This window comes from Mucilaginibacter roseus, assembly GCF_021215455.1.
Classification (GTDB): Bacteria; Bacteroidota; Bacteroidia; order Sphingobacteriales; family Sphingobacteriaceae; genus Mucilaginibacter; species Mucilaginibacter roseus.
Genome location: NZ_JAJPWV010000002.1, coordinates 719,101 through 744,268, shown reverse-complemented (window position 1 = coordinate 744,268; position 25,168 = coordinate 719,101). Strand labels below are relative to the sequence as shown.

The window sequence follows — 25,168 nt, the reverse complement described above, 5'->3', positions numbered from 1 at the left end:
TTATGAGCTTTTTGCAAGTTTGTCGAGCATCTCCTGAGGTACCTTTTCCAGGTCGAGTACAAGGAAACCGTCAAGCGAGTCGGCAAACTTAGGATCGATATTAAAGCAGATGATCTTGGCATTTAAACCAATATACTGGCGAAGCAATACAGGTACCTTCATGCTGCGTACTTCGATGTCAGATATAATGCTATCAAGCATCTTGAAATTATCCTCGCCGCCTTTTAATATATCAGTATCAACGCTCGAAAAATCAACCTTGAATTTTTTACGCGGCTTTACGTACTGCGCCAGTTCATGATCAAAGTGATTGCGGTTGATATAATCAACAATGAGCGATTTAGAGAGATTTGAAAAGGAGTTACTGATGCTTACCGGCCCGATCAGGTAACGGTAGCGCGGGTTTTCAACCAGGTAGCGGAAGATTCCCTTCCACATTAGGAACAGCGGTATGGGCTTTTGCTGGTATTCCTTGCGGATGAATGACCGGCCAAGCTCCAGGCTTTTACGCAACACCGGCATTAATTGCGACTTTATTTTGAATAGCTCAGCCACATAAAAACCTTTTTTGCCCATGCTGTAAAATATCTCATCGCCCAGCCCTATGCGATATGCGCCAACAATCTTTTTGGATTCAATATCCCATATAAACAGGTGATGATAATAGATGTCATATTCGTCAAGGTCTATCTTTTTGTTGGTGCCTTCGCCCACTTCTCTAAACGTTATCTCGCGCAGGCGGCCAATCTCCCTAATCACACAAGGCACAGTTGATGGCGGCGCAATAAACAATTCGTAATTGCCTTCAGCCACATAGCGGTATTTTTCGCGCAATGCCGCAACTTCTTTTTCGAGCACGGCTGCATCGGTCTCAGCCACGATCTCCTCGGGTGTCTTACGTATCTTAAACAGGTTGCTTGGGCTAAACAGTTTTTTCTCCTCAGCCAATCCTGCACCTAAGGCATAGGTTTTGGCGCGTAAAAAACTTAATACTTTGGTGCCGTTATTATTATCAGGTATATCAGCATATTGAATAGGTTTGCCAATGCGCAGCTTAATGGTATGGCCCTGCTTGTTGAATAACTCCGACGGTAACTTTGCCGTGCGCAGGGTAGGGTGGATGAGGCTAAGCAGGTTAAATATTAAACCATTATTCCCGTGGAAATAAATAGGCACCACAGGCACTTTGGCTTTCGCTATGATTTTACCTACTACGGGATGCCACAATTTATCAGTCACCTCACGCTGGTCTATCTGGAACGTTGACACTTCGCCTGCCGGGAAGATGCCGATAGGGGTGCCATTAGTTAGCAGTTCAAGCGTATTCTTTAACCCGCTGATGCTCGACGAGTGGTCGATGTTTTCGAACGGGTTTACCGCGATAAAATAATCTGCCAGGTTAGGTATCTTTTTAAGCAGAAAGTTGGCCATTATTTTGGCATCAGGCCTAACGGTACAAAGCATTTTTAGTAATACCATACCCTCAATGCCACCATAAGGATGGTTGGCAATGGCAATAAACCCACCTTCGCGGGGTATGTTTTTAAGATCGGCCTCGTCATATTCAATGCTAACGCCGCAGCCTTCCAATATGGCGTCAACAAAATCAGGTCCTTGTTTGGGTTGGGCCTGGGCAAACAAATCGTTCACCTGGTTTATTTTCATCAACTCCATCAGCAAAGAAGCAAGTCCGGGCATTTTCAGCTTGTCCAGCTTGGTTGCTTTTGCAAATTCGTCGGTAGTTATTATTTTCATCAGTTAACGTAATCAGGTAATCGTGCACAAAAAAAATTAAATATCCGCAATTTTCTCTAATATTGATAGCGTAGCCCACTCAATATGGCATATTTAAATAAGCAACTGGCAATAACTAAAAAAACGTGGAACGGGCTGGTTGTATTATTTGCAATCATCATTGTTGTATATTTCTCGAGAATATATACTTTTAATGTTACTGCTGATATTATCGATGATAAAGCTCTAAAGGATCTGGTTAAGAAGCTGAACAGAGCAAATGCAGAGGCTAATTACCCCGTTGCCGCAATTAAAAAATTCAATCCCGACACGCTTTCACTATCCGGGTGGAAAAAGCTCGGTTTAACGGAAAGGCAGGCTACGGTTATCATGCACTATCGCCAAAAAGGCGGCAGGTTTTATACCAAGACAGATGTTGCCAGGCTTTACAGTATATCAGCCCGAAAATATAAACAACTCGAGCCTTTTATTGATCTGCCCGAAGGCAAGTCTGGTCATACTCACAAGGCAAAACTTATTGTACCGCTTGAGTTAAACAGCGCTGATACCGCTAAATTGAAAACGGTTTATGGCATTGGCCCCGCTTTTGCAAAACATATCATCAAGTACAGGGAATTGCTGGGTGGTTTTCATAGCAAACGGCAACTACTCGAAGTTTATGGTATGGATAGAGAGAAATACCAGGAAATTGGTGATCAGCTGAAAGTGAATCCGGCATATATTAAAAAGATTGATGTTAACCAGGCAGAAGCCGAGGAATTAAACCGTTTGCCATACCTTAATTACAAGCAGGCTAATGCCATAGTACAGTACCGGTTGCAGCATGGCGAATATTTATCGGCAGATGATTTGGCAGATATTGCGATATTAGACGCCGCAACTATAAATAAGATTAAGCCATATTTAGTATTTAAATGATAGCGCAAAAAATAAAGCAAGCCATACGTGATATACCTGATTTCCCGAAGGCGGGAATAGTATTTAAAGACATCACACCTATATTAAAGGATGCGGAACTATGCGTTGGGATTACTGATGCCTTTGTTGAGCAACTTAAAGACAAGCATATAGATGCCGTTGCAGGTGTGGAAAGCCGCGGCTTTTTGTTTGGGCTCACACTGGCTAATAAACTGGGTGTGCCGTTTGTGCCCGTGCGCAAGGCAGGTAAGCTTCCGTATACGGTAAAGCAAAAAGTTTATGATCTGGAATATGGTACCGCCACCATTGAACTGCATACCGATGCGTTTGAACCCGGCGCACGGATATTGATTCACGACGATTTATTAGCTACGGGGGGCACTGTAAGCGCCGCCAGCGAGTTGATACAGGAAATGGGTGGCGAGGTAGTGGGTTTTACCTTTGTGGTAGGCCTTGGTTTTTTAAACGGCCGCGAACGTATAGCGCCCGTAAGTGATAATATTATTGTATTGGCCGAATACTAAAATGCAAGTGCTTATAAATCATAAAAATAAAACGCAGCAGGCATTTTAAAAATCAAAACTTTATATCTACCTTTGTCGTCCCTGAAAGGAGGTATTTAAGAGCATATGATCATTATCAACGTTAAAGAAGGCGAATCATTAGATAAAGCGTTAAAACGCTTCAAAAAGAAATTTGAAAAAACTGGTGTTTTAAGAGAACTTCGCAGCCGCCAGGCTTTCGAGAAAAAATCAGTTACTCGCCGTACGGTAGTTAAAAACGCTATCTACAAACAAGGCTTAAACTTAGATACTACTGCGTAATTCTTTTCAGTCGATCAAGAATTTTTCAGTTTTTCTATAAAACATATTAAAAACTATTTGTACATTCAATTTACACGGATGCGCAAATAGTTTTTATGTTTTTAGAGCGTTTTATAAATTATTTACAGTTTGAGAAAAGGTATTCGCCACATACGGTTGCTGCGTACCGCTCAGATCTGGAACAGTTTTTCGCTCATCTAACCATAGGAGGGGGCACGCCTCAAAGCCCTTCCGAAATTTCACATCATGACATCCGCGCCTGGATGGTTACCCTCATGGACGAGGATAAGCGCAGCGCGCGCAGCGTTAACCGTAAAGTAGCCACTTTACGCAAATACTTTAAATTTTTATTGCAGGAGCAGGTAATTGACGTTAACCCCGCCGCCAGGGTAAATACGCCAAAGGTGCCTAAAACACTACCTGTGGTGGTTGAAGATTATAAGCTTGCCCGCATGCTGGATAATGAAACCGTTTTCGACGGGAGCTTTGAAAGCCAGCGGGATAAATTAGTGATCGAGTTGCTTTTTGGAACCGGCATCCGCCTTGCGGAGTTGTTGGGATTAACAGATGCAGATTATAACGCCCATGAGGGCACTATAAAGGTTTTGGGTAAGCGTAATAAACAGCGTATAGTACCTGTAAACCGTGAACTGTCCGTTTTGCTTGCTGGTTATATAGAGTTAAAGAAAATTCAAAATTTCGATAACAATTTGTTAACGCTGATCGTTACAAATAAAGGAGCAAACGCGTATCCGAAACTAATTTATTTGATAGTGCAAAAATACCTCTCCTACATATCAACCCAAAAAAAGCGCAGCCCGCATGTGCTGAGGCATACCTTTGCAACTACGCTTTTAAATAAAGGCGCGGACCTTAATTCTATTAAAGAATTACTGGGCCATGCCAGCCTCAGTGCAACGCAGGTGTATACGCACAACTCAGTTGAACGATTAAAGTCTATTTATAAACTCGCCCATCCCAAGGCATAAAAAGGAGGAACCATGAAAATCACAGTGCAATCAATTCATTTCACCGCAGACAAAAAATTGTTAGACTTTATCCAGAAGAAAGCAGATAAGCTCGACACCTTTTACGATCATATTGTAAGTGGCCAGGTTTATCTGAAACTGGAGAATGTTGAAGACGAAGCAAACAAAATAGCCGAGATAAAATTGCAGCTTCCGGGCAGCCAGTTGTTCGCCAAGGAGCAATGTAAAACGTTTGAAGAAGCAACCGACCTTGCCATTGAAGGCTTACGCAAGCAAATAGAAAAACACAAACAAAAGAAAAATGCAACCGAAGCGGCGGCTAAAAAAGCCATTTTAACCAACGCTGAGTACGAAATATAATTTATAAAATACTGTAAATCAAACAGCCAATCGGCAGGTATTTTACCTGCCGATTTTTTTTGTGAAAAAATTTGCAGGCGCATTTAAATTTTGTAGATTTGCAGTCCATTTCGGGAGGGTGCTTTTGCACAACGTGTAACTCGAAAAAGGACGTTCATTAAAATAAAAAAATAAAGTTTGTAATTAATAAACCATTGATATCTTTGCACCCACAATTGCGGGAAGATGCAGAGAGGACAAAGGTGAAAAGTATAAGCCTCCTTAGCTCAGCTGGTAGAGCAACTGACTTGTAATCAGTAGGTCATTGGTTCGATCCCGATAGGAGGCTCTTTTGTTAGTTTCAAAATTTGAGAATAACAAAACGGGGGGATACCAGAGCGGTCAAATGGGACGGACTGTAAATCCGTTGCTTCGGCTACGAAGGTTCGAATCCTTCTCCCCCCACATTATTGAATTCTAAAAATCTAAATGCCAAATCCAAAAGGTAACACTTCGGGTTTGGAATTTAGATTTTAGAGTTTAAAAAAAGCGGAAGTAGCTCAGTTGGTAGAGCGATAGCCTTCCAAGCTATAGGTCGCGAGTTCGAACCTCGTCTTCCGCTCAAGTACATAGCATGCAGAAGGCGGTTCGCAGTAAGCAGTTTAGCTGCAAACTGAAAACTGGTAACTGTAAGCTGAAAGAAAAATAAGCCGACGTAGCTCAGGGGTAGAGCACTTCCTTGGTAAGGAAGAGGTCATGGGTTCAAATCCCATTGTTGGCTCAGGTATTATATACAAAAGTTAAATTAACCTACAAATTAATATAAATCATGGCAAAAGAAAAGTTTGACCGTAGTAAGCCGCACTTAAACATCGGTACTATTGGTCACGTTGACCACGGCAAAACCACCCTTACAGCTGCAATTACTAAAGTTTTAGCTGATGCGGGTTTATCTGAAGCTCGTTCTTTCGATTCAATCGACTCTGCTCCTGAAGAAAAAGAGCGTGGTATAACAATCAATACTGCACACGTTGAGTACTCAACTGCTAACCGTCACTACGCTCACGTTGACTGTCCAGGTCACGCGGATTACGTGAAAAACATGGTTACCGGTGCTGCTCAGATGGACGGTGCAATCATCGTAGTTGCTGCTACTGATGGTCCGATGCCACAAACCCGTGAGCACATCCTGTTAGCTCGTCAGGTAGGTGTACCTGCACTTGTTGTTTTCATGAACAAAGTTGACATGGTTGATGATCCGGAATTATTAGAATTAGTTGAAATGGAAATTCGTGAATTATTATCATTCTACGAATATCCAGGTGATGATATTCCAGTTATCCAAGGTTCTGCACTTGGTGGCTTAAACGCTGATCCGAAATGGGTTGGTAAAATCATGGAGTTGATGGATGCTGTAGATAACTACATTCCAATCCCTCCACGTTTGACAGATCTTCCATTCTTGATGCCAGTTGAGGACGTGTTCTCAATCACTGGTCGTGGTACAGTTGCTACTGGCCGTATCGAGCGTGGTGTAATCAACTCTGGTGATCCGGTTGATATCCTGGGTATGGGTGCTGAGAACTTAAAATCAACCGTTACTGGTGTTGAGATGTTCCGCAAGATCCTTGACCGTGGTGAAGCTGGTGACAACGTAGGTTTATTGTTACGTGGTATTGAGAAAACTGATATCCGTCGTGGTATGGTTATCTGTAAACCAGGTTCAGTAACTCCTCACACAGATTTCAAAGCAGAAGTTTACGTACTTTCAAAAGCTGAAGGTGGCCGTCACACTCCATTCTTCAACAAATACCGTCCGCAATTCTATTTCCGTACTACTGACGTAACTGGTGAAATTTCACTTGCTGAAGGTGTAGAAATGGTTATGCCTGGTGATAACGTAACGATCACTGTAAAACTGATCAACGCTATCGCAATGGAAAAAGGCTTACGTTTCGCTATCCGTGAAGGTGGCAGAACAGTAGGTGCTGGTCAGGTAACTGAGATCTTAAACTAATCTCTCCTTATCCTGCAATAGCAGTAAAAGGTTAGGTTAATTATAAAACAAAGTACTCGGAAGCAATTCTGAGTACTTTGTTTAATATAACAAAACTAATCACACGGGAATAGTTCAACGGTAGAATAGAGGTCTCCAAAACCTTTGATCAGGGTTCGAATCCTTGTTCCCGTGCTTATACAGAGAGAGCAAACACTAAAATGGCTAACGTAACTGAGTATATAAAAGAGTCGTACATAGAGTTGACCGAGAAGGTAACCTGGCCTACATGGAGAGAGTTGCTTAACAGCGCTATTTTGGTGTTGGTAGCAGCTATCATCATTTCAGCGGTTATTTTCGGGATGGACCAGTTAATTGGTTACGTTCTGAAACAGTTCTATAGTTCACTGGCTTAATTTTTTGAATAGGATGAGTGATCAGTTAAAATGGTACGTGGTTAGAGCCATCAGTGGTAAAGAGAAAAAGGTTAAGCAATATATTGATGCCGAGGTTAGCCGTTTAGGTATTTCACATCTGGTACCTCAGGTGCTTATACCTACTGAAAAGTACTACCAGATGCGTGATGGAAAGAAGATCGCTAAAGAGCGTAACTACTTTCCGGGTTACGTTTTAATGGAAGCCGCTCTGGATGGTGAGCTTGAACACATCATAAAAAATATAAACAGTGTAATAGGCTTTTTAGGTGATAAAGCCGGAAATGCCATACCGCTACGCCAATCGGAAGTTAACCGTATTTTAGGTAAGGTTGACGAGATGACTACCCAAACCGAAACCATCAACGTGCCATACTATGTGGGCGAAAACGTGAAGGTGATGGACGGGCCTTTCAACGGTTTCAGCGGTGTGATTGAAGAGGTGAACGAAGAGAAGAAGAAACTAAAGGTAATGGTAAAGATATTCGGGCGACGTACGCCGCTTGAGTTGAATTACATGCAGGTAGAAAAGGAATAAACACAAAAGAGATCAAATACCGTAAAAAGCAATTCTTGCGGGGTTTGATCTCTTAAACATATTAAAGGAACGAGAAAAGAGAGCGAGTCTCAAACCTCACAATCTCACTACTCCTCCGCTAAAGATCTAAATGTTACATAGCTTCCACTTACTAACATTGAGTAATTAATTAAAGTAGAACAAAAATGGCAAAAGAAGTCGGTGCGTTAGTAAAACTACAAGTTAAAGGCGGCGCTGCAAATCCATCTCCTCCAATTGGCCCTGCATTGGGTGCAAAAGGTGTGAACATTATGGAGTTTTGCAAGCAGTTTAATGCACGTACCCAGGATCGTCCTGGTAAAGTGTTACCTGTGGTTATTACTGTGTACGTTGACAAGTCATTTGATTTTATCATTAAAACCCCTCCGGTAGCTATCCAGTTGCTTGAAGTGTCGGGTTTAAAAAGTGGTTCAGCTGAGCCTAACCGTAAAAAGGTAGCTACAGTAACCTGGGAACAGGTTGAAACCATTGCTAAAGATAAAATGACTGACTTAAACGCGTTCACAGTTGAATCGGCCATGAAAATGGTAGCAGGTACTGCGCGCAGCATGGGGATCAACGTATCAGGTACGGCTCCCTGGAACAATTAATTTTTAAAATCAGTTTAAGACAGTGGCAAGATTAACAAAAAATCAAAAAGCGGCACTATCCAAAATTGAGGCCAATAAAGCATACTCATTACAGGATGCTTCTGCTTTGGTAAAGGAAATTACCTTAACCAAGTTTGATGCATCAGTAGATATAGATGTACGTTTAGGTGTTGACCCACGTAAAGCCAATCAAATGGTGCGTGGTATAGCTACCTTACCTCATGGAACCGGTAAAACTGTACGTGTACTGGTACTTTGTACTCCTGAAAAAGAGCAGGAAGCAAAGGACGCAGGTGCAGATTACGTAGGTTTGGATGATTATATTGCCAAAATTGAAGGCGGATGGACTGATGTTGATATTATCATCACAATGCCAAGTGTTATGGCTAAAGTAGGTCGTTTGGGTCGTATATTAGGCCCGCGTAACCTGATGCCTAACCCTAAATCAGGTACCGTAACTACCGAGATCGGTAAAGCGGTAACTGAGGTAAAAGCTGGTAAGATCGACTTTAAGGTTGACAAAACCGGTATCATCCATGCCTCAATAGGAAAGTCATCTTTCCCTGCTGATAAGATTTATGAGAACGCTCTGGAAATTTTACAGACTATCTCTAAATTAAAACCATCAGCAGCAAAAGGAACATATTTCAAGAGTATCCACATCTCTTCAACTATGTCGCCAGGAATCGAAGTTGAAACCAAAACAGTAGCGGGGATCTAATCATGAATAAAGAAGAAAAATACGAACTTGTTCTTGCCCTCACTGAGCAAATCAAAGAGTACGGTAATTTCTATATTACTGATACTGCTGATTTAACGGTTGCAAAAATCAATGATATCCGCCGTAAGTGTTTTGAGAATGACATCAAAATACAGGTAGCTAAAAACAGCTTGATCAAAAAAGCTATGGAAGCTGCAGGTGGAGAATTTGATCCGATATATGATGTATTAAAAGGTTCATCATCTATACTTTTCTCAAAATCAGCAACAGCTCCGGCTAAGTTGATCAAACAATTGAGAAAACAAGGTGCTAAACCGGTATTAAAAGCAGCATACATCGATTCAGCTGTATTCATTGGTGATAACCAACTTGATACTTTGACCAAACTAAAGTCAAAAGAAGAGTTGATTGGCGAGATCATCGGATTACTGCAATCACCGGCCAAAAACGTTGTTTCAGCCCTTCAATCAGGCGGCAACAAGCTGGCAGGTATTGTAAAAACATTACAAGAGAGAGAAGGTTAACGAACACCTTATTAAAGTTCGCAATTAACAAACACAAAGCATTAAAGTAAAAATTTAAATAAAATGGCAGATTTAAAAGCGTTTGCTGAACAGTTGGTAAACTTAACAGTAAAAGAAGTAAACGAATTAGCTCAGATTTTAAAAGACGAGTATGGCATTGAGCCTGCTGCTGCAGCTGTTGCTGTTGCTGCTCCTGCTGCTGGTGGCGATGACGCTGCTCCTGCTGCTGCTGAGAAAACTTCATTCGACGTTATCCTGAAAGAAGCTGGCGGTCAGAAATTAGCTGTAGTTAAATTAGTTAAAGACTTAACCGGTCTTGGTTTGAAAGAAGCTAAAGATCTTGTTGACGGTGCACCAAAAGAATTAAAAGCTGGTGTATCTAAAGAAGAAGCTGAAGCTCTTAAAAAACAATTAGAAGAAGCCGGAGCTGTAGTTGAGGTTAAATAATTTAACCTAACACACAATAGCATCAGACTCCGACCGTTTTAGGTCGGGGTCTATTGCTGTTTATACAGGTTTTAGATTTGAGAGAGCAGATATGGGTATACAGATAGGTCTCAAATCGTTATGAATCAGGAAAGAAAACTCATATCTGACAGTATAAGTAAACTAAAATTTTAATCCCTTGGCAAACACAAAAAATCAAAGAGTAAACTTTGCAACCAGCCGTAAGGTATTGGAATACCCGGATTTCCTGGATGTTCAGTTACAATCTTTCCGGGAATTTTTTCAATTGGAAACAACTTCAGACAACCGTTATAAAGAAGGGTTGTTCAAAGTATTTGCCGAAAACTTTCCTATATCAGATTCAAGGAACATCTTCGTTCTTGAATTTCTTGATTATTTTATTGATCCGCCACGTTACGATATACAGGAATGTATTGAACGCGGATTAACTTACAGCGTGCCGTTAAAAGCAAAGCTTAAGTTATCATGTAATGACGAGGAGCATGAAGATTTTGAAACAATAGTACAGGACGTGTATTTGGGTACCATCCCTTACATGACGCCTAAAGGTACTTTTGTTATAAATGGTGCCGAGCGCGTTATCGTATCGCAATTGCACCGCTCACCAGGTGTGTTTTTTGGCCAAAGCCGCCACACCAACGGTACTAAACTTTACTCAGCCCGTGTAATTCCGTTTAAGGGATCGTGGATTGAGTTTGCTACTGACGTGAATAACGTTATGTATGCTTACATTGACCGTAAAAAGAAATTCCCGGTTACCACGCTGCTTCGCGCTATCGGTTACGATTCAGACAAGGACATCCTTGAGCTGTTTGAACTGGCCGATGAGGTTAAGGTGAGCAAATCAGGCCTGAAAAAATTCATTGGCCGTAAGCTTGCCGCGAGGGTGCTTAAAAAATGGGTTGAAGACTTTGTGGATGAGGATACCGGTGAAGTGGTATCTATTGACCGTAATGAGATCATCCTGGAGCGCGAAACCATACTGGAAGACGATCATATTGACATGATAATTGACGCGGGTGTAAAAACCATCATCCTTAACAAGGAAGATGCGGCCACCAGCGGCGATTATACCATTATATATAATACTTTACAGAAAGATACTTCAAACTCAGAGAAAGAAGCGGTTGAACACATTTACCGCCAGTTACGTAATGCTGAACCACCTGACGAGGAAACCGCTCGTGGTATCATCGACCGTTTATTCTTCTCTGATAAACGATATGATTTGGGTGATGTGGGTCGTTACCGCATTAACCGTAAGCTTAAGTTAGATACTTCTGAGGAGATCAAAGTATTAACTAAGCAGGATATCATCGCCATTGTCAAATATTTGATCAAACTGATCAACTCTAAAGCTGAGGTGGATGATATCGATCACTTGTCAAACCGTCGTGTACGTACCGTAGGTGAGCAGCTTTATGCTCAGTTCGGCGTAGGTTTGGCGCGTATGGCCCGTACCATACGTGAGCGTATGAACATTCGTGACAACGAGGTGTTCACACCAACCGACCTGATCAACGCGCGTACGCTATCATCAGTGATCAATTCTTTCTTCGGTACCAACCAGCTGTCACAGTTTATGGACCAAACCAACCCACTGGCAGAGATTACGCACAAGCGTCGTCTGTCAGCCTTAGGTCCGGGTGGTCTGTCTCGTGAGCGTGCCGGTTTCGAGGTTCGTGACGTTCACTACACCCACTACGGTCGTTTGTGTACTATCGAAACTCCGGAAGGTCCGAACATCGGTCTGATCTCATCTTTGTGCGTTCACGCCAAAATCAACAACCTGGGCTTTATCGAAACCCCCTACAAACGTGTGGTTGAAGGTAAGGTAGCGGTTGATGAGCCTGTTGTGTATTTGTCAGCAGAGGATGAGGACGGTAAAACCATTGCACAGGCAAACGCCATGTACGATGATAAAGGTAACTTTGATACCCCACGTGTTAAAGCACGTTTCGAAGGTGACTTCCCGGTAATTGAGCCTGAAAGGCTGGATTATATGGACGTTGCGCCGAACCAGATCACGTCTATAGCGGCATCACTGATTCCATTCCTGGAGCATGATGACGCCAACCGTGCATTGATGGGTTCGAACATGCAACGCCAGGCCGTGCCGCTTTTACGCCCTGAGGCGCCAATTGTAGGTACAGGTTTGGAAGGCCGTGTAGCAAAAGACTCTCGTACGCTGATCAACGCCGAAGGCGATGGTGTTGTGGAGTACGTTGATGCTAACGAGATCCGTATTAAATATGATCGCAATGAGCTTGACCGCCTGGTTTCGTTTGATGGCGATTCAAAATCATACCGCTTAACCAAGTTTAAGAAAACTAACCAGAGCACTACCATGAACCTTAAGCCTATTGTTAAAAAAGGCGAAAGGGTTGAAAAAGGCCAGGTGCTTTGCGAAGGTTATGCAACACAGGATGGCGAGCTGGCATTAGGCCGTAACCTAAAAGTGGCGTTCATGCCTTGGCAAGGATACAACTTTGAGGATGCGATCGTTATTTCAGAGCGTGTGGTATCTCAGGATATATTCACTTCGTTACACGTTGAGGAATTCGAGCTTGAAGTTCGTGATACCAAACGTGGTGAGGAAGAGCTGACTGCAGATATCCCTAACGTATCTGAAGAAGCTACCAAAGACCTTGACGAAGACGGTATCATCCGTGTAGGTGCTGAGGTTAAGGAAGGCGACATCCTGATCGGTAAGATCACTCCTAAGGGCGAATCAGATCCTTCTCCGGAAGAGAAACTGTTACGCGCGATATTTGGTGATAAAGCCGGCGACGTTAAAGATGCTTCGTTAAAAACTCCGCCGTCAATCAGCGGTGTGGTAATTGATACCAAGTTGTTCTCACGTGCTAAAAAGACTTCAAAAGCTGAAGAAAAAGCACAATTAGAGAAATTAGATACCAAGCATGACAGGGCTTTAAAAGAGCTTAAGGCTACTTTGGTTGACAAGTTGTTCGAGATTGTTAACGGCAAAACATCACAAGGGGTTTACAACGTTTACAAAGAGCTGTTTGTAGCTAAAGGCGTTAAGTTTACCCAAAAGATACTTGCTGAGCTTAACTACGAGAACATCAACCCAACTAAATGGACCACTGATGATGATAAGAATGATCAGATCAAATTACTGCTTCATAACTACAACATCAAGGTAAATGAGGAACTGGGCGCTTACCGTCGTGATAAATTCGCGATCAGCGTAGGTGACGAGCTTCCATCAGGTATAGTTCAGATGGCTAAGGTTTACATCGCTAAAAAGCGTAAGCTTAAAGTAGGTGATAAAATGGCTGGCCGTCACGGTAACAAGGGTATTGTTGCCCGTATAGTACGTGATGAGGATATGCCATTCCTGGATGATGGTACTCCGGTTGATATTGTACTTAACCCACTGGGTGTACCTTCGCGTATGAACCTTGGGCAGATATATGAAACTGTGTTAGGTTGGGCAGGTAAAGAGTTAGGCGTAAAATTCGCTACCCCGATATTTGACGGTGCAACCCACGAAGAGGTAGAGGAGTGGATTAAGAAAGCTGGTGTTCCCGAGTCAGGTCAAACTTACCTGCACAACGGCTTAACCGGTGAGCGTTTTGACCAGCCGACAACCGTAGGTATCATCTACATGCTTAAACTGGGCCACATGGTTGACGATAAGATGCACGCCCGTTCAATCGGTCCGTACTCGCTTATCACACAACAGCCATTGGGTGGTAAGGCACAATTTGGTGGTCAGCGTTTTGGTGAGATGGAGGTTTGGGCACTGGAAGCATTCGGTGCAGCTAACATCCTGCAGGAGATACTTACCGTTAAATCGGATGACGTTATCGGCCGTGCCAAAACTTATGAAGCCATTGTTAAAGGTGAAAACCTGCCTACACCATCAGTTCCGGAATCATTCAACGTATTGGTTCACGAGCTGCGCGGCTTAGGTTTGGATATTACGCTGGAATAATTAAAGAGTTATTGAAGGACTGAATTATTGATTTAATTCAGTCCTTTAAAATATTCAGTAGTTCAATAATTAATTCCTTCAATAATTAAAATCAAAGGGGACTATGTCTTACAAAAAGGATAATAAAATCAAAAGTAACTTTACCAGCATTACCATCAGTCTGGCCTCTCCGGAGTCTATACTGGAGCGTTCAAGCGGTGAGGTTTTGAAGCCGGAAACCATCAACTACAGGACTTACAAGCCTGAGCGCGATGGTTTATTTTGCGAACGTATCTTTGGTCCGGTTAAAGATTATGAGTGCCATTGCGGTAAATACAAACGTATCCGTTACAAAGGCATTGTGTGCGACCGCTGCGGTGTTGAAGTAACTGAGAAAAAAGTACGCCGTGAGCGCATGGGCCACATTAACTTAGTGGTTCCGGTTGCGCACATCTGGTACTTCCGTTCGTTACCAAACAAAATAGGTTATCTTTTAGGCTTACCAACCAAAAAGCTCGACCTTATTATTTACTACGAAAGATATGTAGTTATACAGCCAGGTATTAAAGAAGGTGACGGCATCCAGAAAATGGATTTCCTTACTGAAGAAGAATACCTTGATGTATTAGATACATTACCGAAAGAGAACCAATATCTTGACGACAAAGATCCGCAGAAGTTTGTGGCTAAGATGGGTGCTGAAGCGCTTGAAGAATTGTTAAAGCGTATTGACCTGGATTCACTTTCATACAACCTGCGTCACCAGGCTGCAAACGAGACTTCACAGCAACGTAAAAACGAAGCTTTGAAACGCTTGCAGGTTGTTGAGGCTTTCCGCGATGCTAAAAACCGTATAGAAAATAACCCGGAGTGGATGATCGTTAAGATCGTTCCGGTTATTCCACCTGAGCTGCGTCCGTTAGTTCCATTAGAGGGTGGACGTTTCGCTACGTCTGACTTGAACGACCTTTACCGTCGTGTGATCATCCGCAACAACCGTTTAAAACGTTTGATCGAGATCAAGGCTCCGGAAGTAATCTTGCGTAACGAAAAACGTATGCTACAGGAAGCTGTTGACTCGTTGTTCGACAACTCACGTAAGGTTAACGCGGTAAAAACTGAAGGTAACCGTGCCCTGAAATCACTTTCAGACATCCTGAAAGGTAAACAAGGCCGTTTCCGTCAAAACTTATTAGGTAAACGTGTAGATTACTCTGCCCGTTCGGTAATTGTTGTAGGGCCAAATCTTAAATTACACGAGTGCGGTTTACCGAAAGATATGGCAGCCGAGCTGTTTAAACCATTCATCATTCGCAAAATGATTGAGCGAGGTGTGGTTAAAACGGTAAAATCAGCCAAAAAGATCGTTGATCGTAAAGACCCACTGGTTTGGGATATATTAGAGAATGTACTTAAAGGTCACCCGGTATTACTAAACCGTGCGCCTACGCTGCACAGGTTAGGTATACAGGCGTTCCAACCGCGTTTGGTTGAAGGTAAAGCTATCCAACTGCACCCATTAACCTGTACCGCGTTCAACGCCGACTTTGACGGTGACCAGATGGCGGTTCACGTGCCGCTGGGTAACGCTGCTATTTTGGAGGCTCAGGTATTGATGCTTGCATCACACAACATCCTGAACCCTGCTAATGGTACGCCGATCACCGTACCTTCTCAGGACATGGTACTTGGTTTGTACTACATAACCAAAGGCCGTAAAACTGACGAGAAACGCGTGGTAAAAGGCGAAGGCCTGTCATTCTATTCTGCCGAAGAGGTTATCATCGCCTACAACGAGAAGAAGCTTGACCTGCATGCTTTTATCAAAGTAAAAGCAAACGTTAAAGAACGCGACGGCAGCATCGTAAATAAATTGATTGATACTACTGTAGGCCGCGTACTGTTTAATCAGCACGTACCTGAAGAGGTAGGTTATATTAATGAGCTGCTTACCAAAAAATCACTTCGTGATATTATTGGTGACGTGGTTAAAAACACCGGTATGGCACGTGCTGCCCAATTTCTTGATGATATTAAGGAGTTAGGTTTCAGAATGGCATTCCAGGGTGGTTTATCATTTAACCTGAAGGATATCAATATTCCGGAAGAAAAAGTTACGCTGATTGAACAAGCTTCGAAAGAAGTGGAAGAAGTTATGGGTAACTATAACATGGGTTTCATTACTAACAATGAGCGTTACAACCAGATCATCGATATCTGGACACGTATCAACAACCGCTTAACAGCGAATGTAATGAACATCCTTTCTACCGATAACCAGGGCTTTAACTCAGTGTACATGATGCTTGATTCAGGTGCACGTGGTTCTAAGGAGCAGATCCGTCAGCTTGCAGGTATGCGTGGTTTGATGGCTAAGCCTCAAAAATCCGGTTCAGGCGGCGAGATCATCGAAAACCCGATCCTTTCAAACTTTAAAGAAGGCCTTTCTGTATTAGAGTACTTTATCTCTACCCACGGTGCCCGTAAAGGTTTGGCGGATACGGCGTTGAAAACAGCGGATGCCGGTTACTTAACCCGTCGTTTACATGACGTTGCCCAGGATATGATTGTTGGAGAGGTTGATTGTGGTACCCTGCGTGGTATTTACACAACAGCGCTCAAGGACAATGAGGATATCGTAGAGCCATTGTACGACCGTATATTGGGCCGTACATCACTTCATGATGTTACCGATCCGCTTACTAACGAATTGTTAATATCAGCCGGTCAGGACATTACTGAAGAGATTGCTAAAAAGATTGAAAATTCTCCGCTGGAGGGTATCGAAATACGTTCGGTATTAACTTGCGAAAGCAAGCGTGGTGTATGTGCGCTATGCTACGGCCGTAACCTTGCAAGCGGTAAACGCGTGCAAAAAGGCGAGGCTGTTGGTGTTATCGCGGCACAGTCAATCGGTGAGCCGGGTACACAGCTTACACTTCGTACCTTCCACGTGGGTGGTACCGCGTCAAACATCGCGGCTGAATCTCAGATCAACGCAAGGTTTGATGGTGTTATCGAATTTGAGAACGTACGTACAGTTGAGTATGAAACAGAAGAAGGTCCTGTTGATGTAGTGTTAGGCCGTTCAGGCGAGTTCCGCATTATTGAGGAGGGCAGCAACAAAGTGATCATGACCAACAACATCCCATACGGTTCATACCTGTATATTAAGGATGGCAGCAAGATCACCAAAGGCGACCGTATCTGTTCATGGGATCCGTACAACGCGGTTATTATCTCTGAATTTGCCGGTACTGCAAGGTTCGACGCTGTATTAGAAGGTATTACTTTCCGTGAGGAGTCTGACGAGCAAACCGGTCACCGTGAAAAGGTAATTATTGACACCCGTGATAAAACAAAGAACCCGGTTATCCAGATTGCTGATAACAAAGGCGAGATCATCAAAGGATATAACATCCCGGTAGGTGCACACATTGCGGTTGACGAAGGTGATAAACTTAAAACCGGTCAGGTTATCGCTAAAATTCCTCGTTCAACTGGTAAAACCCGAGATATTACCGGTGGTTTACCACGTGTAACGGAATTGTTTGAAGCACGTAACCCATCAAACCCGGCCGTAGTTACCGAAATTGACGGTGTGGTAACTTTGGGTGGTGTTAAGCGTGGTAATCGTGAGATCACTATTGAGTCGAAAGACGGACAGGTGAAAAAATACCTGGTACCACTTTCAAAACACATCCTGGTACAGGATAATGACTTTATAAAAGCAGGTATGCCGCTTTCTGACGGTTCTATATCACCTGCCGATATTTTGGCCATTAAAGGCCCTGCAGCAGTGCAGGAGTACCTGGTAAATGGTATTCAGGAAGTTTACCGTTTGCAAGGTGTGAAGATCAACGACAAGCACTTTGAAGTTATCGTTCACCAGATGATGCAGAAAGTGTCTATCGAAGATGCGGGTGATACCCGTTTCCTTGAAAAAGAAGCTGTTGACAGCTGGGATTTCATGATGGAGAACGATGAGATATTTGACAAAAAGGTTGTTGTTGAGCCGGGAGATTCAACCACGCTTAAAGCCGGTCAGATCATTTCGTTACGTAAACTGCGTGATGAGAATTCGGCCCTTAAACGCCGTGACATGAAACTGGTTGAGGTGAGAGATGCCATTGCGGCAACATCAAGCCCGATACTGCAAGGTATCACCAGAGCGTCATTAGGCACTAAGTCGTTTATCTCGGCTGCATCGTTCCAGGAAACTACCAAAGTACTGAACGAAGCCGCTATCGCCGGTAAACGTGACAGTATGCTTGGTTTGAAAGAGAACGTAATCGTTGGTCACCTGATTCCGTCAGGTACCGGTTTACGCGAGTACGAAAACATCCGTGTTGGCTCTCAGGAAGAGTTTGACCGTTTGATGGCTTCAAAAACCGAAGACGTAGAAGCATAAAAACTTCGGCGAGCAAATATTTATCAAAGCCTTCCGTTATAACGGAAGGCTTTTTTATTTTAGGCCGTTGCAAACCTAAAAGTAAATTATCCGTTAACTTAAACTATTATGTTCAGTTTTTTTAAGAAGAAGGCGTTGCCTGAAGTGCGGTTTGACTGGCTGGGTACCGATATACACTCCCATTTACTACCCGGCATAGACGATGGCTCGCCCGATCTGCAATCGAGTATTTCCTACATCACATCCCTCAACCAATTGGGCTTTCAGAAATTTATATGCACACCGCACATCTTTATGGAAGTGCACCCTAATAATCTCAATACCATTACAGGCGCTCTTGAAAAGGTGCTGGCTGCGGATGAGATCAAACGGCTTGGTGTGAGCGTTTCTGCCGCCGCAGAGTATATGGTTGATAATGATTTTGGCCCGCTAATGAACGCTGGTGACGGTATGATGGAGCTACCGGGTAAGCATTTGCTTATCGAAATGTCATACCTATCAGAAACGCCGGATATTGAAAGTTACATATTTGAATTAAACGTACGCGGTTATAAACCGATACTTGCCCATCCCGAGCGCTATACTTTTTATCACCGTAAACCTGAAAAGATAAACCGGTTTAAGGATATGGGCTGCCTTTTGCAGCTCAACCTGCTATCGGTAACGGGGTATTATGGTCGGGAGGCTAAGCATACGGCATTGAAGTTACTTAAAGAAGGGGCCTATTCGCTGGCCGGTACTGATTTTCATCACGATAAACACTTGCAGGGCTTTTTAGATGCCCGCATCTGGAAAGATGTATATGATGAGGTTAAAGGATATGGCTTCCGTAACCAGGAATTATTTGGTTAAAATTGACAATTATTCAGCCGGCTGCCAAACAATCTACGGTATTTAACGTATTATACCTCAAAATATCAGGCTTAGTGATAGTTTGCAATTTTGATAATAAAAGGCTGTTAAAAATAAATTTCTTTTCATTTTTTTTCTATTTTAGTAAGAAAATTTAATTTAATATCTATCTTAGCACGGTAATACTGTGGTTGTTATAGTAGTTTAATAAATTCATAATAATTATTTTTCTATATAGTAATAAACCCAAGCTTTATAACTCACTTCAATCTATATATGAACAAGAAAATCACTAAAATTTGCTGTATTGGAGCAGGATATGTTGGTGGGCCTACAATGGCAGTAATCGCGCAAAAATGTCCGCACATAAAAGTTACCGTAGTCGATCTGAACGAAGCCCGCATTGCCGCCTGGAATGATCCAAATACAGAAAATATACCTGTTTATGAGCCCGGCCTGTCAGAAGTAGTTGCAGAAGCGCGTGGCCGTAACTTGTTCTTTTCAACCGAAGTGGATAAGGCTATTGATGAGGCCGAAATGATATTTATATCAGTAAACACGCCTACTAAAACCTATGGTACCGGTAAAGGTATGGCTGCTGACTTAAAGTACATCGAGCTATGCGCACGCCAGATTGCTCGTGTGGCTAAGGACGATAAAATTGTTGTTGAAAAATCAACCCTGCCGGTTCGTACCGCAGAGGCTGTTAAAAATATTTTACAAAACACCGGTAACGGTGTGAACTACCAGATACTGTCAAACCCGGAATTTTTGGCCGAGGGTACAGCTGTTGAGGATTTACATGCGCCTGACCGCGTATTGATTGGTGGCGACACCACACCCGAGGGGCAGGAAGCGCTTAACGCACTTGTTGAGGTTTACGCCAACTGGGTGCCACGCGAACGTATCTTGACCACTAACCTTTGGTCTTCTGAGCTGTCAAAGCTTACCGCTAACGCTTTCCTGGCACAGCGTGTATCATCAATTAATGCACTGTCTGAACTTTGCGAGCGTACCGGTGCTGATGTAACTGAGGTAGCCCGTTCAATCGGTACGGATAGCCGTATTGGCCCTAAGTTCCTTAAAGCTTCAGTAGGCTTTGGTGGTTCATGTTTTCAAAAGGATATTTTGAACCTTGTATATATTGCCCGCTCATATGGTTTGAAAGAAGTTGCTGATTACTGGGAGCAGGTGATCATTATGAACGATCATCAGAAAAGCCGTTTTGCTAACAACATCGTAAAAACGCTTTACAATACGGTATCTGGCAAAAAGATCGCTTTCCTGGGTTGGGCATTTAAAAAAGACACTAACGACACCCGTGAATCTGCCGCTATTTATGTAGCTGACGCTTTACTGAATGAAGAAGCAGGCATTGCGGTTTATGATCCTAAAGTACCGGAATCTCAGGTGTTTTTTGACCTGGATTATTTAGGTACCCGTAGCGCTGACAAAAACAAGCAACTGGTTACTAATTATACCGACCCTTACGAAGCTTGTAAAGATGCGCATGCTATTGCTATCCTTACCGAGTGGGACGAATTTAAAACATACGATTGGCAGCGCATTTTTGACAATATGAAAAAGCCTGCATTTTTGTTTGACGGCCGCAGCATAGTTGATTCTGCCGCCTTAACCGATATTGGTTTTAAAGTATATACTATCGGTAAATAAGCAACGGCTTATTGCCGCGATAAATTTTTGTATCAAACTAACTCCAGTCTGATTTTGCCGGTAAAAAGCTTGTTTAAAGGCTTTTTTACTGGCTTATAATAATTTGACTATAAGCGTATAGGTGTGGTGGTTTTTGCTATGGAAAAAAAGTGTTAGTATTGTAAAATGATCATTTTAATTTATGTATAGAATTTTTCGCGAGTGCAGGGTAATCATTGCATTTCTGTTGCTTAGCTATAGCTTCACATCCTGCGTATCTTATAAAAATGTCCCTTATTTTCAGGATCTGGATACAACCCAGGTAAAAATAGCTTTAGAGCAATACCGGCCGCAAATAGTACAGCCTAATGATGTATTGAGTATCAAAGTTACCTCGTTAAGCACTGAAAGCAACGCGTTGTTCGGCGATAACATGACCGAATCTCGCATGGGCGGTGGTAGCAATAATAATAATAACGCCAATACCTTACAATACGGCGGTTTCCTCGTAAACGAGTTGGGCGAAGTTGAACTGCCAACCCTTGGAAAAATTAAAGTAAAAGGACTAACCACTACCCAGGTTAAGGATACTGTAACCGCTTTGGCAGCACGATACGTTAAAAATCCTACTGTAACGGTACGTATGCTTAGCTTTAAGATATCCGTTACCGGTGATGTTACCAGGGCCGGTACCTTTCAGATCACGAATGAGCGGGTAAGCGTGCTTGAAGCCATAGCGCTTGCGGGCGATTTACGTGTTACAGCTCGCCGTGAAAATGTGTTGGTGATCAGGCAAAACGGCGATCAGATGCAGTTTGCCCGTTTGGACCTGCGTTCCAAAAAGGTATTTGAATCGCCATATTTTTACTTGAATAATAACGACGTGATATACGTTGAGCCAAACATTAAGCGTTTGGAACGAAACGAAAACTTATATCAAAACACTACGCTGATAGTAAGTCTATTAACAACCATATCATTATTAATTTACCGGTTTAGGTAATTAAGCCACCATCACTAACTATGCAAGACGGAACAGTAACTGCCCAAAACGTGCAAAATACTGACGAAGAATCGGTTGATTTTAAGCAAATATTATTCAGATATCTATACCACTGGCCGTTGTACCTTGTTGCAGCGGTTATTGCTATTTGTGCCGCTTTTTTTTACATGCGCTACACCCCACCGGTGTATCAAATGCAAACCTCTTTACTGATCAAGAACGACTCAAAAAATGGTGGTTCAGCACCCCAGATGGCTTTGAGCGAAATTGATCTGTTCTCGAACAATAAGGTGGTTGAAAACGAGATTGAGATATTAAAATCAAAAGCCCTGATGGAAAAGGTTGTTACCAACCTTAACCTGGGTATTGAATATTATTCAACTAATGACATTATTGAAAGGCCATTATACAAAAACGGGCCAATTGAAATGTATGCCATTGAGTTTAATCCTAATTCGCGTGCCTACGAACTGATGTTCACTTACCTGGGTGGCAATAAATTTGTGGTTCAGAACAAAGAGGGCGAAAAGTTTAACGGTGAATTCGGCAAAATATATCATAAGTTTTTCGGCTCGTGGAAAATTGATAACACCAAGGATGCTCAGGCATTCAAAGGCCATGAGATCAAGATCAAGATTGCTAAGCCCTATCTTATTGCCAATCGTTTATTAGGTAGCTTACTAATTACCCTGCCAAGTAAAAACGTAACTGTATTGCAAATTACACTGGAGGATGTTATACCGAAAAGAGGTACTGACATTTTAAACAGGTTGATTTTTGAGTACAACAAGGCCGCGGTTGAAGATAAAAACCTGGTTACTGAAAGCACGCTTAAATTTGTTCAGGATCGTTTAGATTCATTAGGCAGTGAGCTTAACATAGCTGAGCGCAGGGTAGAGGAATTTAAAAGCAGCAAGGGTTTAACCAATATATCATCAGAGGCTGATATGGTATTGAAGAATATTCAAACCGTTGATGCTAAATTGAATGAGGTTAATATTCAGTTAAGCGTTATAGAGGGTATCGAGAAATACGTTGCAAATGCTGACCAAGCCTCTTCAGTGCCTACTACGCTTGGCCTTAACGACCCCGTATTGTTAGGCTTGATTTCAAACTTAACTGATCTGGAAGCTAAAAGAAGCAGCATTTTGGCAAATGGTACGGCTAATAACCCATTATTAGAGCCGCTGCAGGTACAGATAGAAGCCTCAAAACGGGCGATAAGCGAGAGTGTGCAGGTAATGAAAAATTCATTACTGCTTACCAAGCGCGATCTTACTTCAACTACCAGCCGTATGGAAGGTGCTATTCGCCAGATACCTAAACAGGAACGCCAGTTTATTGACTTGCAGCGCCAGCAAACCATTAAGGATAACCTGGTGACCTACCTGTTGCAGAAGCGTGAAGAAGCTGCCTTATCGTACGCAGCAACCATTGCTGATAGCCGTGTTATTGATGAACCGTATGTTAACGATTCACCTATAAAACCCAAAGCGCAAATTGTTTACACATTGGCTTTGGTGTTAGGTTTAGTAGTGTCAACAGGTTACGTGTATATTAAAGATCAGCTTAACAATAAGATAGCCAGCCAACAAGATGTAATGGATAAAACCAAAGCACCTATACTTGGCCAAATCATGTTTAGTGATGGTTTTGAGCCGGTAGTGGTTAAGCCTAAAAGCCGTAAGGCAATTGCCGAGCAGTTCAGGGCCTTCCGTACAAACCTGCAGTTTGTGTTCGGCGCCAAGCAGGAGTCGCACGTTACGTTGTTTACATCCAGCATGTCCGGCGAGGGTAAAAGCTTCGTGGCGCTTAACCTGGGTGCAGCTTTCGCAATATCCAACCGTAAAACAGTTGTATTAGAGCTTGACTTACGTAAGCCGAAAATTTCAACCAGTTTAGGTATCGATAACTCTTTTGGTATAAGCAACTACCTGATCGGTAAAGCCACTAAAGAAGAAATTGTTAAACAAAGTGAGGTTCATCCTAACCTGTACATTATCAGTTCGGGGCCGATTCCGCCAAACCCGGCTGAGTTACTTGAGCAACAGGCAATGGACGAACTGATCGCTTATTTAAAGCAAAATTTTGATGAGGTTATTATTGACTCGCCTCCGGTGGGTTTGGTTACCGATACATTAATACTTGCCCGTCTTGCCGATTTGAGTTTGTACATTGTAAGGCATGGTTACACGCAAAAGAACCAGGTTCAAATGCTGAACCAGCTGTACGAAGAGCGTAAACTGCCAAAGTTAGGTATCGTGATGAACGCTATTCAATCATCAGGTAGTTATGGCTATGGTTATGGTTATGGCTACGGTTATGGTTATGGCTATGGTTACGGATATGGCTACTACTCAGATGATAGCAACCGTACTAATATGTCATTCAAGAAAAAATTAGCAAAATTTTTGAGCCGCTTTTAAATTGCGATAATTAACAAATGCATAGCATTAAATATGCATTTTATTAATAAAAACGTTGTTTTGATGACTAAATGCAAAAAATATAAACTATTTTTTGCATTTAGTCATTTTTTTTGCCTTAATTTGTATCAAGATAATAAATGAGTAGTTATATTACTCATTTACGATGTTAAATAAAGTGCGTTAAAACATCTACGTAGCACGCTTTAATTATATGCTCGAAACGCTGATTACATCGAAAACACGAATTAAATTGCTTTTGAAGTTTTTCCTCAATAGCGATACCAGGGCCTATTTGCGTAGCCTGGAGTCAGAGTTCGGTGAATCAAGTAATGCTATACGTTTAGAGCTAAACCGGTTTGAAGATGCCGGCCTGTTGGTATCTTCAGCTTCTGGAAATAAAAAATTATATCAGGCAAACCGCTCTCACCCCTTTTTTAACGAACTGAATAACATAATATTCAAGTTTGTTGGCATTGATGAAATAATTGAAAAAGTATTGCGCCGCATAGGCGATCTGCAATCAGCTTACATTACCGGCGATTTTGCTCGCGGCAGGGATAGTAAAGTGATAGACCTGTTGCTGGTAGGTGCCGAGTTAAACCGGGCTTACGCAGCTAAGTTGGTTGAAAAGGCAGAGAAAGTTATAAAGCGCAAAATTAGATTATTGATAATGGAAGCTGACGAAGTGGATAGTTACATTTCCACTAACGAAGCGCTATTGATATGGGAGCGGTAATAAAACAGA

The 25,168-nt window shown here is 42.4% G+C and carries 20 protein-coding genes and 5 tRNA genes; 24 read left to right on the top strand and 1 reads right to left on the bottom strand.

Translation table 11 applies throughout. The features are described 5' to 3' along the window. Window positions 1-1,755, bottom strand: coding sequence for a lysophospholipid acyltransferase family protein (locus tag LT679_RS08170; protein ID WP_232176963.1), 1,755 nt, complete (start codon window positions 1,753-1,755; stop codon window positions 1-3). Between the two features lie 84 nt (window positions 1,756-1,839). Between LT679_RS08170 and LT679_RS08165 the strand changes: the two genes are divergently transcribed. The 24 genes from LT679_RS08165 to LT679_RS08050 all read left to right on the top strand — a co-directional run bounded on the left by LT679_RS08165 (window position 1,840) and on the right by LT679_RS08050 (window position 25,159). Next, window positions 1,840-2,673, top strand: a complete 834-nt coding sequence (locus tag LT679_RS08165) for a ComEA family DNA-binding protein (RefSeq protein WP_232176962.1) — start codon at window positions 1,840-1,842, stop codon at window positions 2,671-2,673. Next, window positions 2,670-3,197, top strand: a complete 528-nt coding sequence (locus LT679_RS08160; RefSeq protein WP_232176961.1) for an adenine phosphoribosyltransferase — start codon at window positions 2,670-2,672, stop codon at window positions 3,195-3,197. The genes LT679_RS08165 and LT679_RS08160 overlap by 4 nt, the downstream gene beginning before the upstream one ends. Before the next feature lie 105 nt (window positions 3,198-3,302). Beyond that, entirely contained in the window at window positions 3,303-3,497 is a 195-nt protein-coding gene (rpsU, locus tag LT679_RS08155) for a 30S ribosomal protein S21 (protein WP_228952509.1), read from the top strand. A gap of 95 nt (window positions 3,498-3,592) precedes the next feature. Further along, on the top strand, window positions 3,593-4,486 hold the full coding sequence (locus tag LT679_RS08150; protein ID WP_232176960.1) for a tyrosine-type recombinase/integrase: 894 nt from the start codon (window positions 3,593-3,595) through the stop codon (window positions 4,484-4,486). 12 nt (window positions 4,487-4,498) lie between these two features. Continuing rightward, complete coding sequence (gene hpf / locus LT679_RS08145; RefSeq protein ID WP_232176959.1) at window positions 4,499-4,846, top strand: ribosome hibernation-promoting factor, HPF/YfiA family; 348 nt, start codon at window positions 4,499-4,501, stop codon at window positions 4,844-4,846. 255 nt (window positions 4,847-5,101) lie between these two features. Further along, a tRNA-Thr gene (locus tag LT679_RS08140) sits at window positions 5,102-5,174 on the top strand. 35 nt (window positions 5,175-5,209) lie between these two features. Further along, window positions 5,210-5,290 (top strand) — tRNA-Tyr (locus tag LT679_RS08135). 84 nt (window positions 5,291-5,374) lie between these two features. Further along, window positions 5,375-5,447 (top strand) — tRNA-Gly (locus LT679_RS08130). 87 nt (window positions 5,448-5,534) lie between these two features. Next, window positions 5,535-5,606, top strand: a tRNA-Thr gene (locus LT679_RS08125). Between the two features lie 48 nt (window positions 5,607-5,654). Next, window positions 5,655-6,842 (top strand): elongation factor Tu, encoded by a 1,188-nt coding sequence (gene tuf / locus LT679_RS08120; RefSeq protein ID WP_232176958.1) that lies wholly within the window; start codon window positions 5,655-5,657, stop codon window positions 6,840-6,842. A gap of 103 nt (window positions 6,843-6,945) precedes the next feature. Then, window positions 6,946-7,016 (top strand) — tRNA-Trp (locus LT679_RS08115). A gap of 26 nt (window positions 7,017-7,042) precedes the next feature. After that, window positions 7,043-7,237, top strand: a complete 195-nt coding sequence (gene secE, locus LT679_RS08110) for a preprotein translocase subunit SecE (RefSeq protein ID WP_232176957.1) — start codon at window positions 7,043-7,045, stop codon at window positions 7,235-7,237. Window positions 7,238-7,250: 13 nt separating this feature from the next. Then, window positions 7,251-7,793: a transcription termination/antitermination protein NusG gene (gene nusG / locus LT679_RS08105; RefSeq protein ID WP_232176956.1), complete on the top strand. Its 543-nt coding sequence runs from the start codon at window positions 7,251-7,253 to the stop codon at window positions 7,791-7,793. 185 nt (window positions 7,794-7,978) lie between these two features. Beyond that, entirely contained in the window at window positions 7,979-8,422 is a 444-nt protein-coding gene (gene rplK / locus LT679_RS08100; protein ID WP_232176955.1) for a 50S ribosomal protein L11, read from the top strand. Between the two features lie 22 nt (window positions 8,423-8,444). Continuing rightward, window positions 8,445-9,143: a 50S ribosomal protein L1 gene (gene rplA, locus LT679_RS08095; protein ID WP_232176954.1), complete on the top strand. Its 699-nt coding sequence runs from the start codon at window positions 8,445-8,447 to the stop codon at window positions 9,141-9,143. Window positions 9,144-9,145: 2 nt separating this feature from the next. After that, window positions 9,146-9,667 (top strand): 50S ribosomal protein L10, encoded by a 522-nt coding sequence (rplJ, locus tag LT679_RS08090; RefSeq protein ID WP_232176953.1) that lies wholly within the window; start codon window positions 9,146-9,148, stop codon window positions 9,665-9,667. Window positions 9,668-9,730: 63 nt separating this feature from the next. Then, window positions 9,731-10,114, top strand: coding sequence for a 50S ribosomal protein L7/L12 (gene rplL, locus LT679_RS08085; RefSeq protein WP_194102312.1), 384 nt, complete (start codon window positions 9,731-9,733; stop codon window positions 10,112-10,114). A gap of 178 nt (window positions 10,115-10,292) precedes the next feature. After that, window positions 10,293-14,096, top strand: a complete 3,804-nt coding sequence (rpoB, locus tag LT679_RS08080) for a DNA-directed RNA polymerase subunit beta (RefSeq protein WP_232176952.1) — start codon at window positions 10,293-10,295, stop codon at window positions 14,094-14,096. Window positions 14,097-14,199: 103 nt separating this feature from the next. Then, complete coding sequence (rpoC, locus tag LT679_RS08075) at window positions 14,200-18,486, top strand: DNA-directed RNA polymerase subunit beta' (protein WP_232176951.1); 4,287 nt, start codon at window positions 14,200-14,202, stop codon at window positions 18,484-18,486. A 108-nt stretch (window positions 18,487-18,594) separates the two neighbouring features. Beyond that, complete coding sequence (locus LT679_RS08070; protein ID WP_232176950.1) at window positions 18,595-19,338, top strand: tyrosine-protein phosphatase; 744 nt, start codon at window positions 18,595-18,597, stop codon at window positions 19,336-19,338. 276 nt (window positions 19,339-19,614) lie between these two features. After that, on the top strand, window positions 19,615-21,012 hold the full coding sequence (locus tag LT679_RS08065) for a UDP-glucose 6-dehydrogenase (RefSeq protein WP_232176949.1): 1,398 nt from the start codon (window positions 19,615-19,617) through the stop codon (window positions 21,010-21,012). 181 nt (window positions 21,013-21,193) lie between these two features. Beyond that, window positions 21,194-21,994, top strand: a complete 801-nt coding sequence (locus LT679_RS08060) for a polysaccharide biosynthesis/export family protein (protein ID WP_232176948.1) — start codon at window positions 21,194-21,196, stop codon at window positions 21,992-21,994. Between the two features lie 20 nt (window positions 21,995-22,014). After that, entirely contained in the window at window positions 22,015-24,420 is a 2,406-nt protein-coding gene (locus LT679_RS08055; RefSeq protein ID WP_232176947.1) for a GumC family protein, read from the top strand. Between the two features lie 214 nt (window positions 24,421-24,634). Next, the gene (locus LT679_RS08050) at window positions 24,635-25,159 is read left to right on the top strand and encodes a hypothetical protein (RefSeq protein ID WP_232176946.1); all 525 of its coding nucleotides are present in this window, start codon (window positions 24,635-24,637) and stop codon (window positions 25,157-25,159) included. Window positions 25,160-25,168 lie beyond the last annotated feature (9 nt).

What these genes read in the sequence shown, in the direction of transcription:
- LT679_RS08070 (WP_232176950.1), top strand. Translation starts at nt 18,595, where the DNA reads ATGTTCAGTTTTTTTAAGAAGAAGGCGTTGCCTGAAGTGCGGTTTGAC.
- LT679_RS08055 (WP_232176947.1), top strand. Translation starts at nt 22,015, where the DNA reads ATGCAAGACGGAACAGTAACTGCCCAAAACGTGCAAAATACTGACGAA.
- nusG (WP_232176956.1), top strand. Translation starts at nt 7,251, where the DNA reads ATGAGTGATCAGTTAAAATGGTACGTGGTTAGAGCCATCAGTGGTAAA.
- LT679_RS08160 (WP_232176961.1), top strand. Translation starts at nt 2,670, where the DNA reads ATGATAGCGCAAAAAATAAAGCAAGCCATACGTGATATACCTGATTTC.
- rplK (WP_232176955.1), top strand. Translation starts at nt 7,979, where the DNA reads ATGGCAAAAGAAGTCGGTGCGTTAGTAAAACTACAAGTTAAAGGCGGC.
- LT679_RS08170 (WP_232176963.1), bottom strand. Translation starts at nt 1,755, where the DNA reads ATGAAAATAATAACTACCGACGAATTTGCAAAAGCAACCAAGCTGGAC.
- rplJ (WP_232176953.1), top strand. Translation starts at nt 9,146, where the DNA reads ATGAATAAAGAAGAAAAATACGAACTTGTTCTTGCCCTCACTGAGCAA.
- tuf (WP_232176958.1), top strand. Translation starts at nt 5,655, where the DNA reads ATGGCAAAAGAAAAGTTTGACCGTAGTAAGCCGCACTTAAACATCGGT.
- secE (WP_232176957.1), top strand. Translation starts at nt 7,043, where the DNA reads ATGGCTAACGTAACTGAGTATATAAAAGAGTCGTACATAGAGTTGACC.
- LT679_RS08065 (WP_232176949.1), top strand. Translation starts at nt 19,615, where the DNA reads ATGAACAAGAAAATCACTAAAATTTGCTGTATTGGAGCAGGATATGTT.
- rpsU (WP_228952509.1), top strand. Translation starts at nt 3,303, where the DNA reads ATGATCATTATCAACGTTAAAGAAGGCGAATCATTAGATAAAGCGTTA.
- LT679_RS08165 (WP_232176962.1), top strand. Translation starts at nt 1,840, where the DNA reads ATGGCATATTTAAATAAGCAACTGGCAATAACTAAAAAAACGTGGAAC.
- LT679_RS08150 (WP_232176960.1), top strand. Translation starts at nt 3,593, where the DNA reads ATGTTTTTAGAGCGTTTTATAAATTATTTACAGTTTGAGAAAAGGTAT.
- LT679_RS08060 (WP_232176948.1), top strand. Translation starts at nt 21,194, where the DNA reads ATGTATAGAATTTTTCGCGAGTGCAGGGTAATCATTGCATTTCTGTTG.
- rpoC (WP_232176951.1), top strand. Translation starts at nt 14,200, where the DNA reads ATGTCTTACAAAAAGGATAATAAAATCAAAAGTAACTTTACCAGCATT.
- rplL (WP_194102312.1), top strand. Translation starts at nt 9,731, where the DNA reads ATGGCAGATTTAAAAGCGTTTGCTGAACAGTTGGTAAACTTAACAGTA.
- LT679_RS08050 (WP_232176946.1), top strand. Translation starts at nt 24,635, where the DNA reads ATGCTCGAAACGCTGATTACATCGAAAACACGAATTAAATTGCTTTTG.
- hpf (WP_232176959.1), top strand. Translation starts at nt 4,499, where the DNA reads ATGAAAATCACAGTGCAATCAATTCATTTCACCGCAGACAAAAAATTG.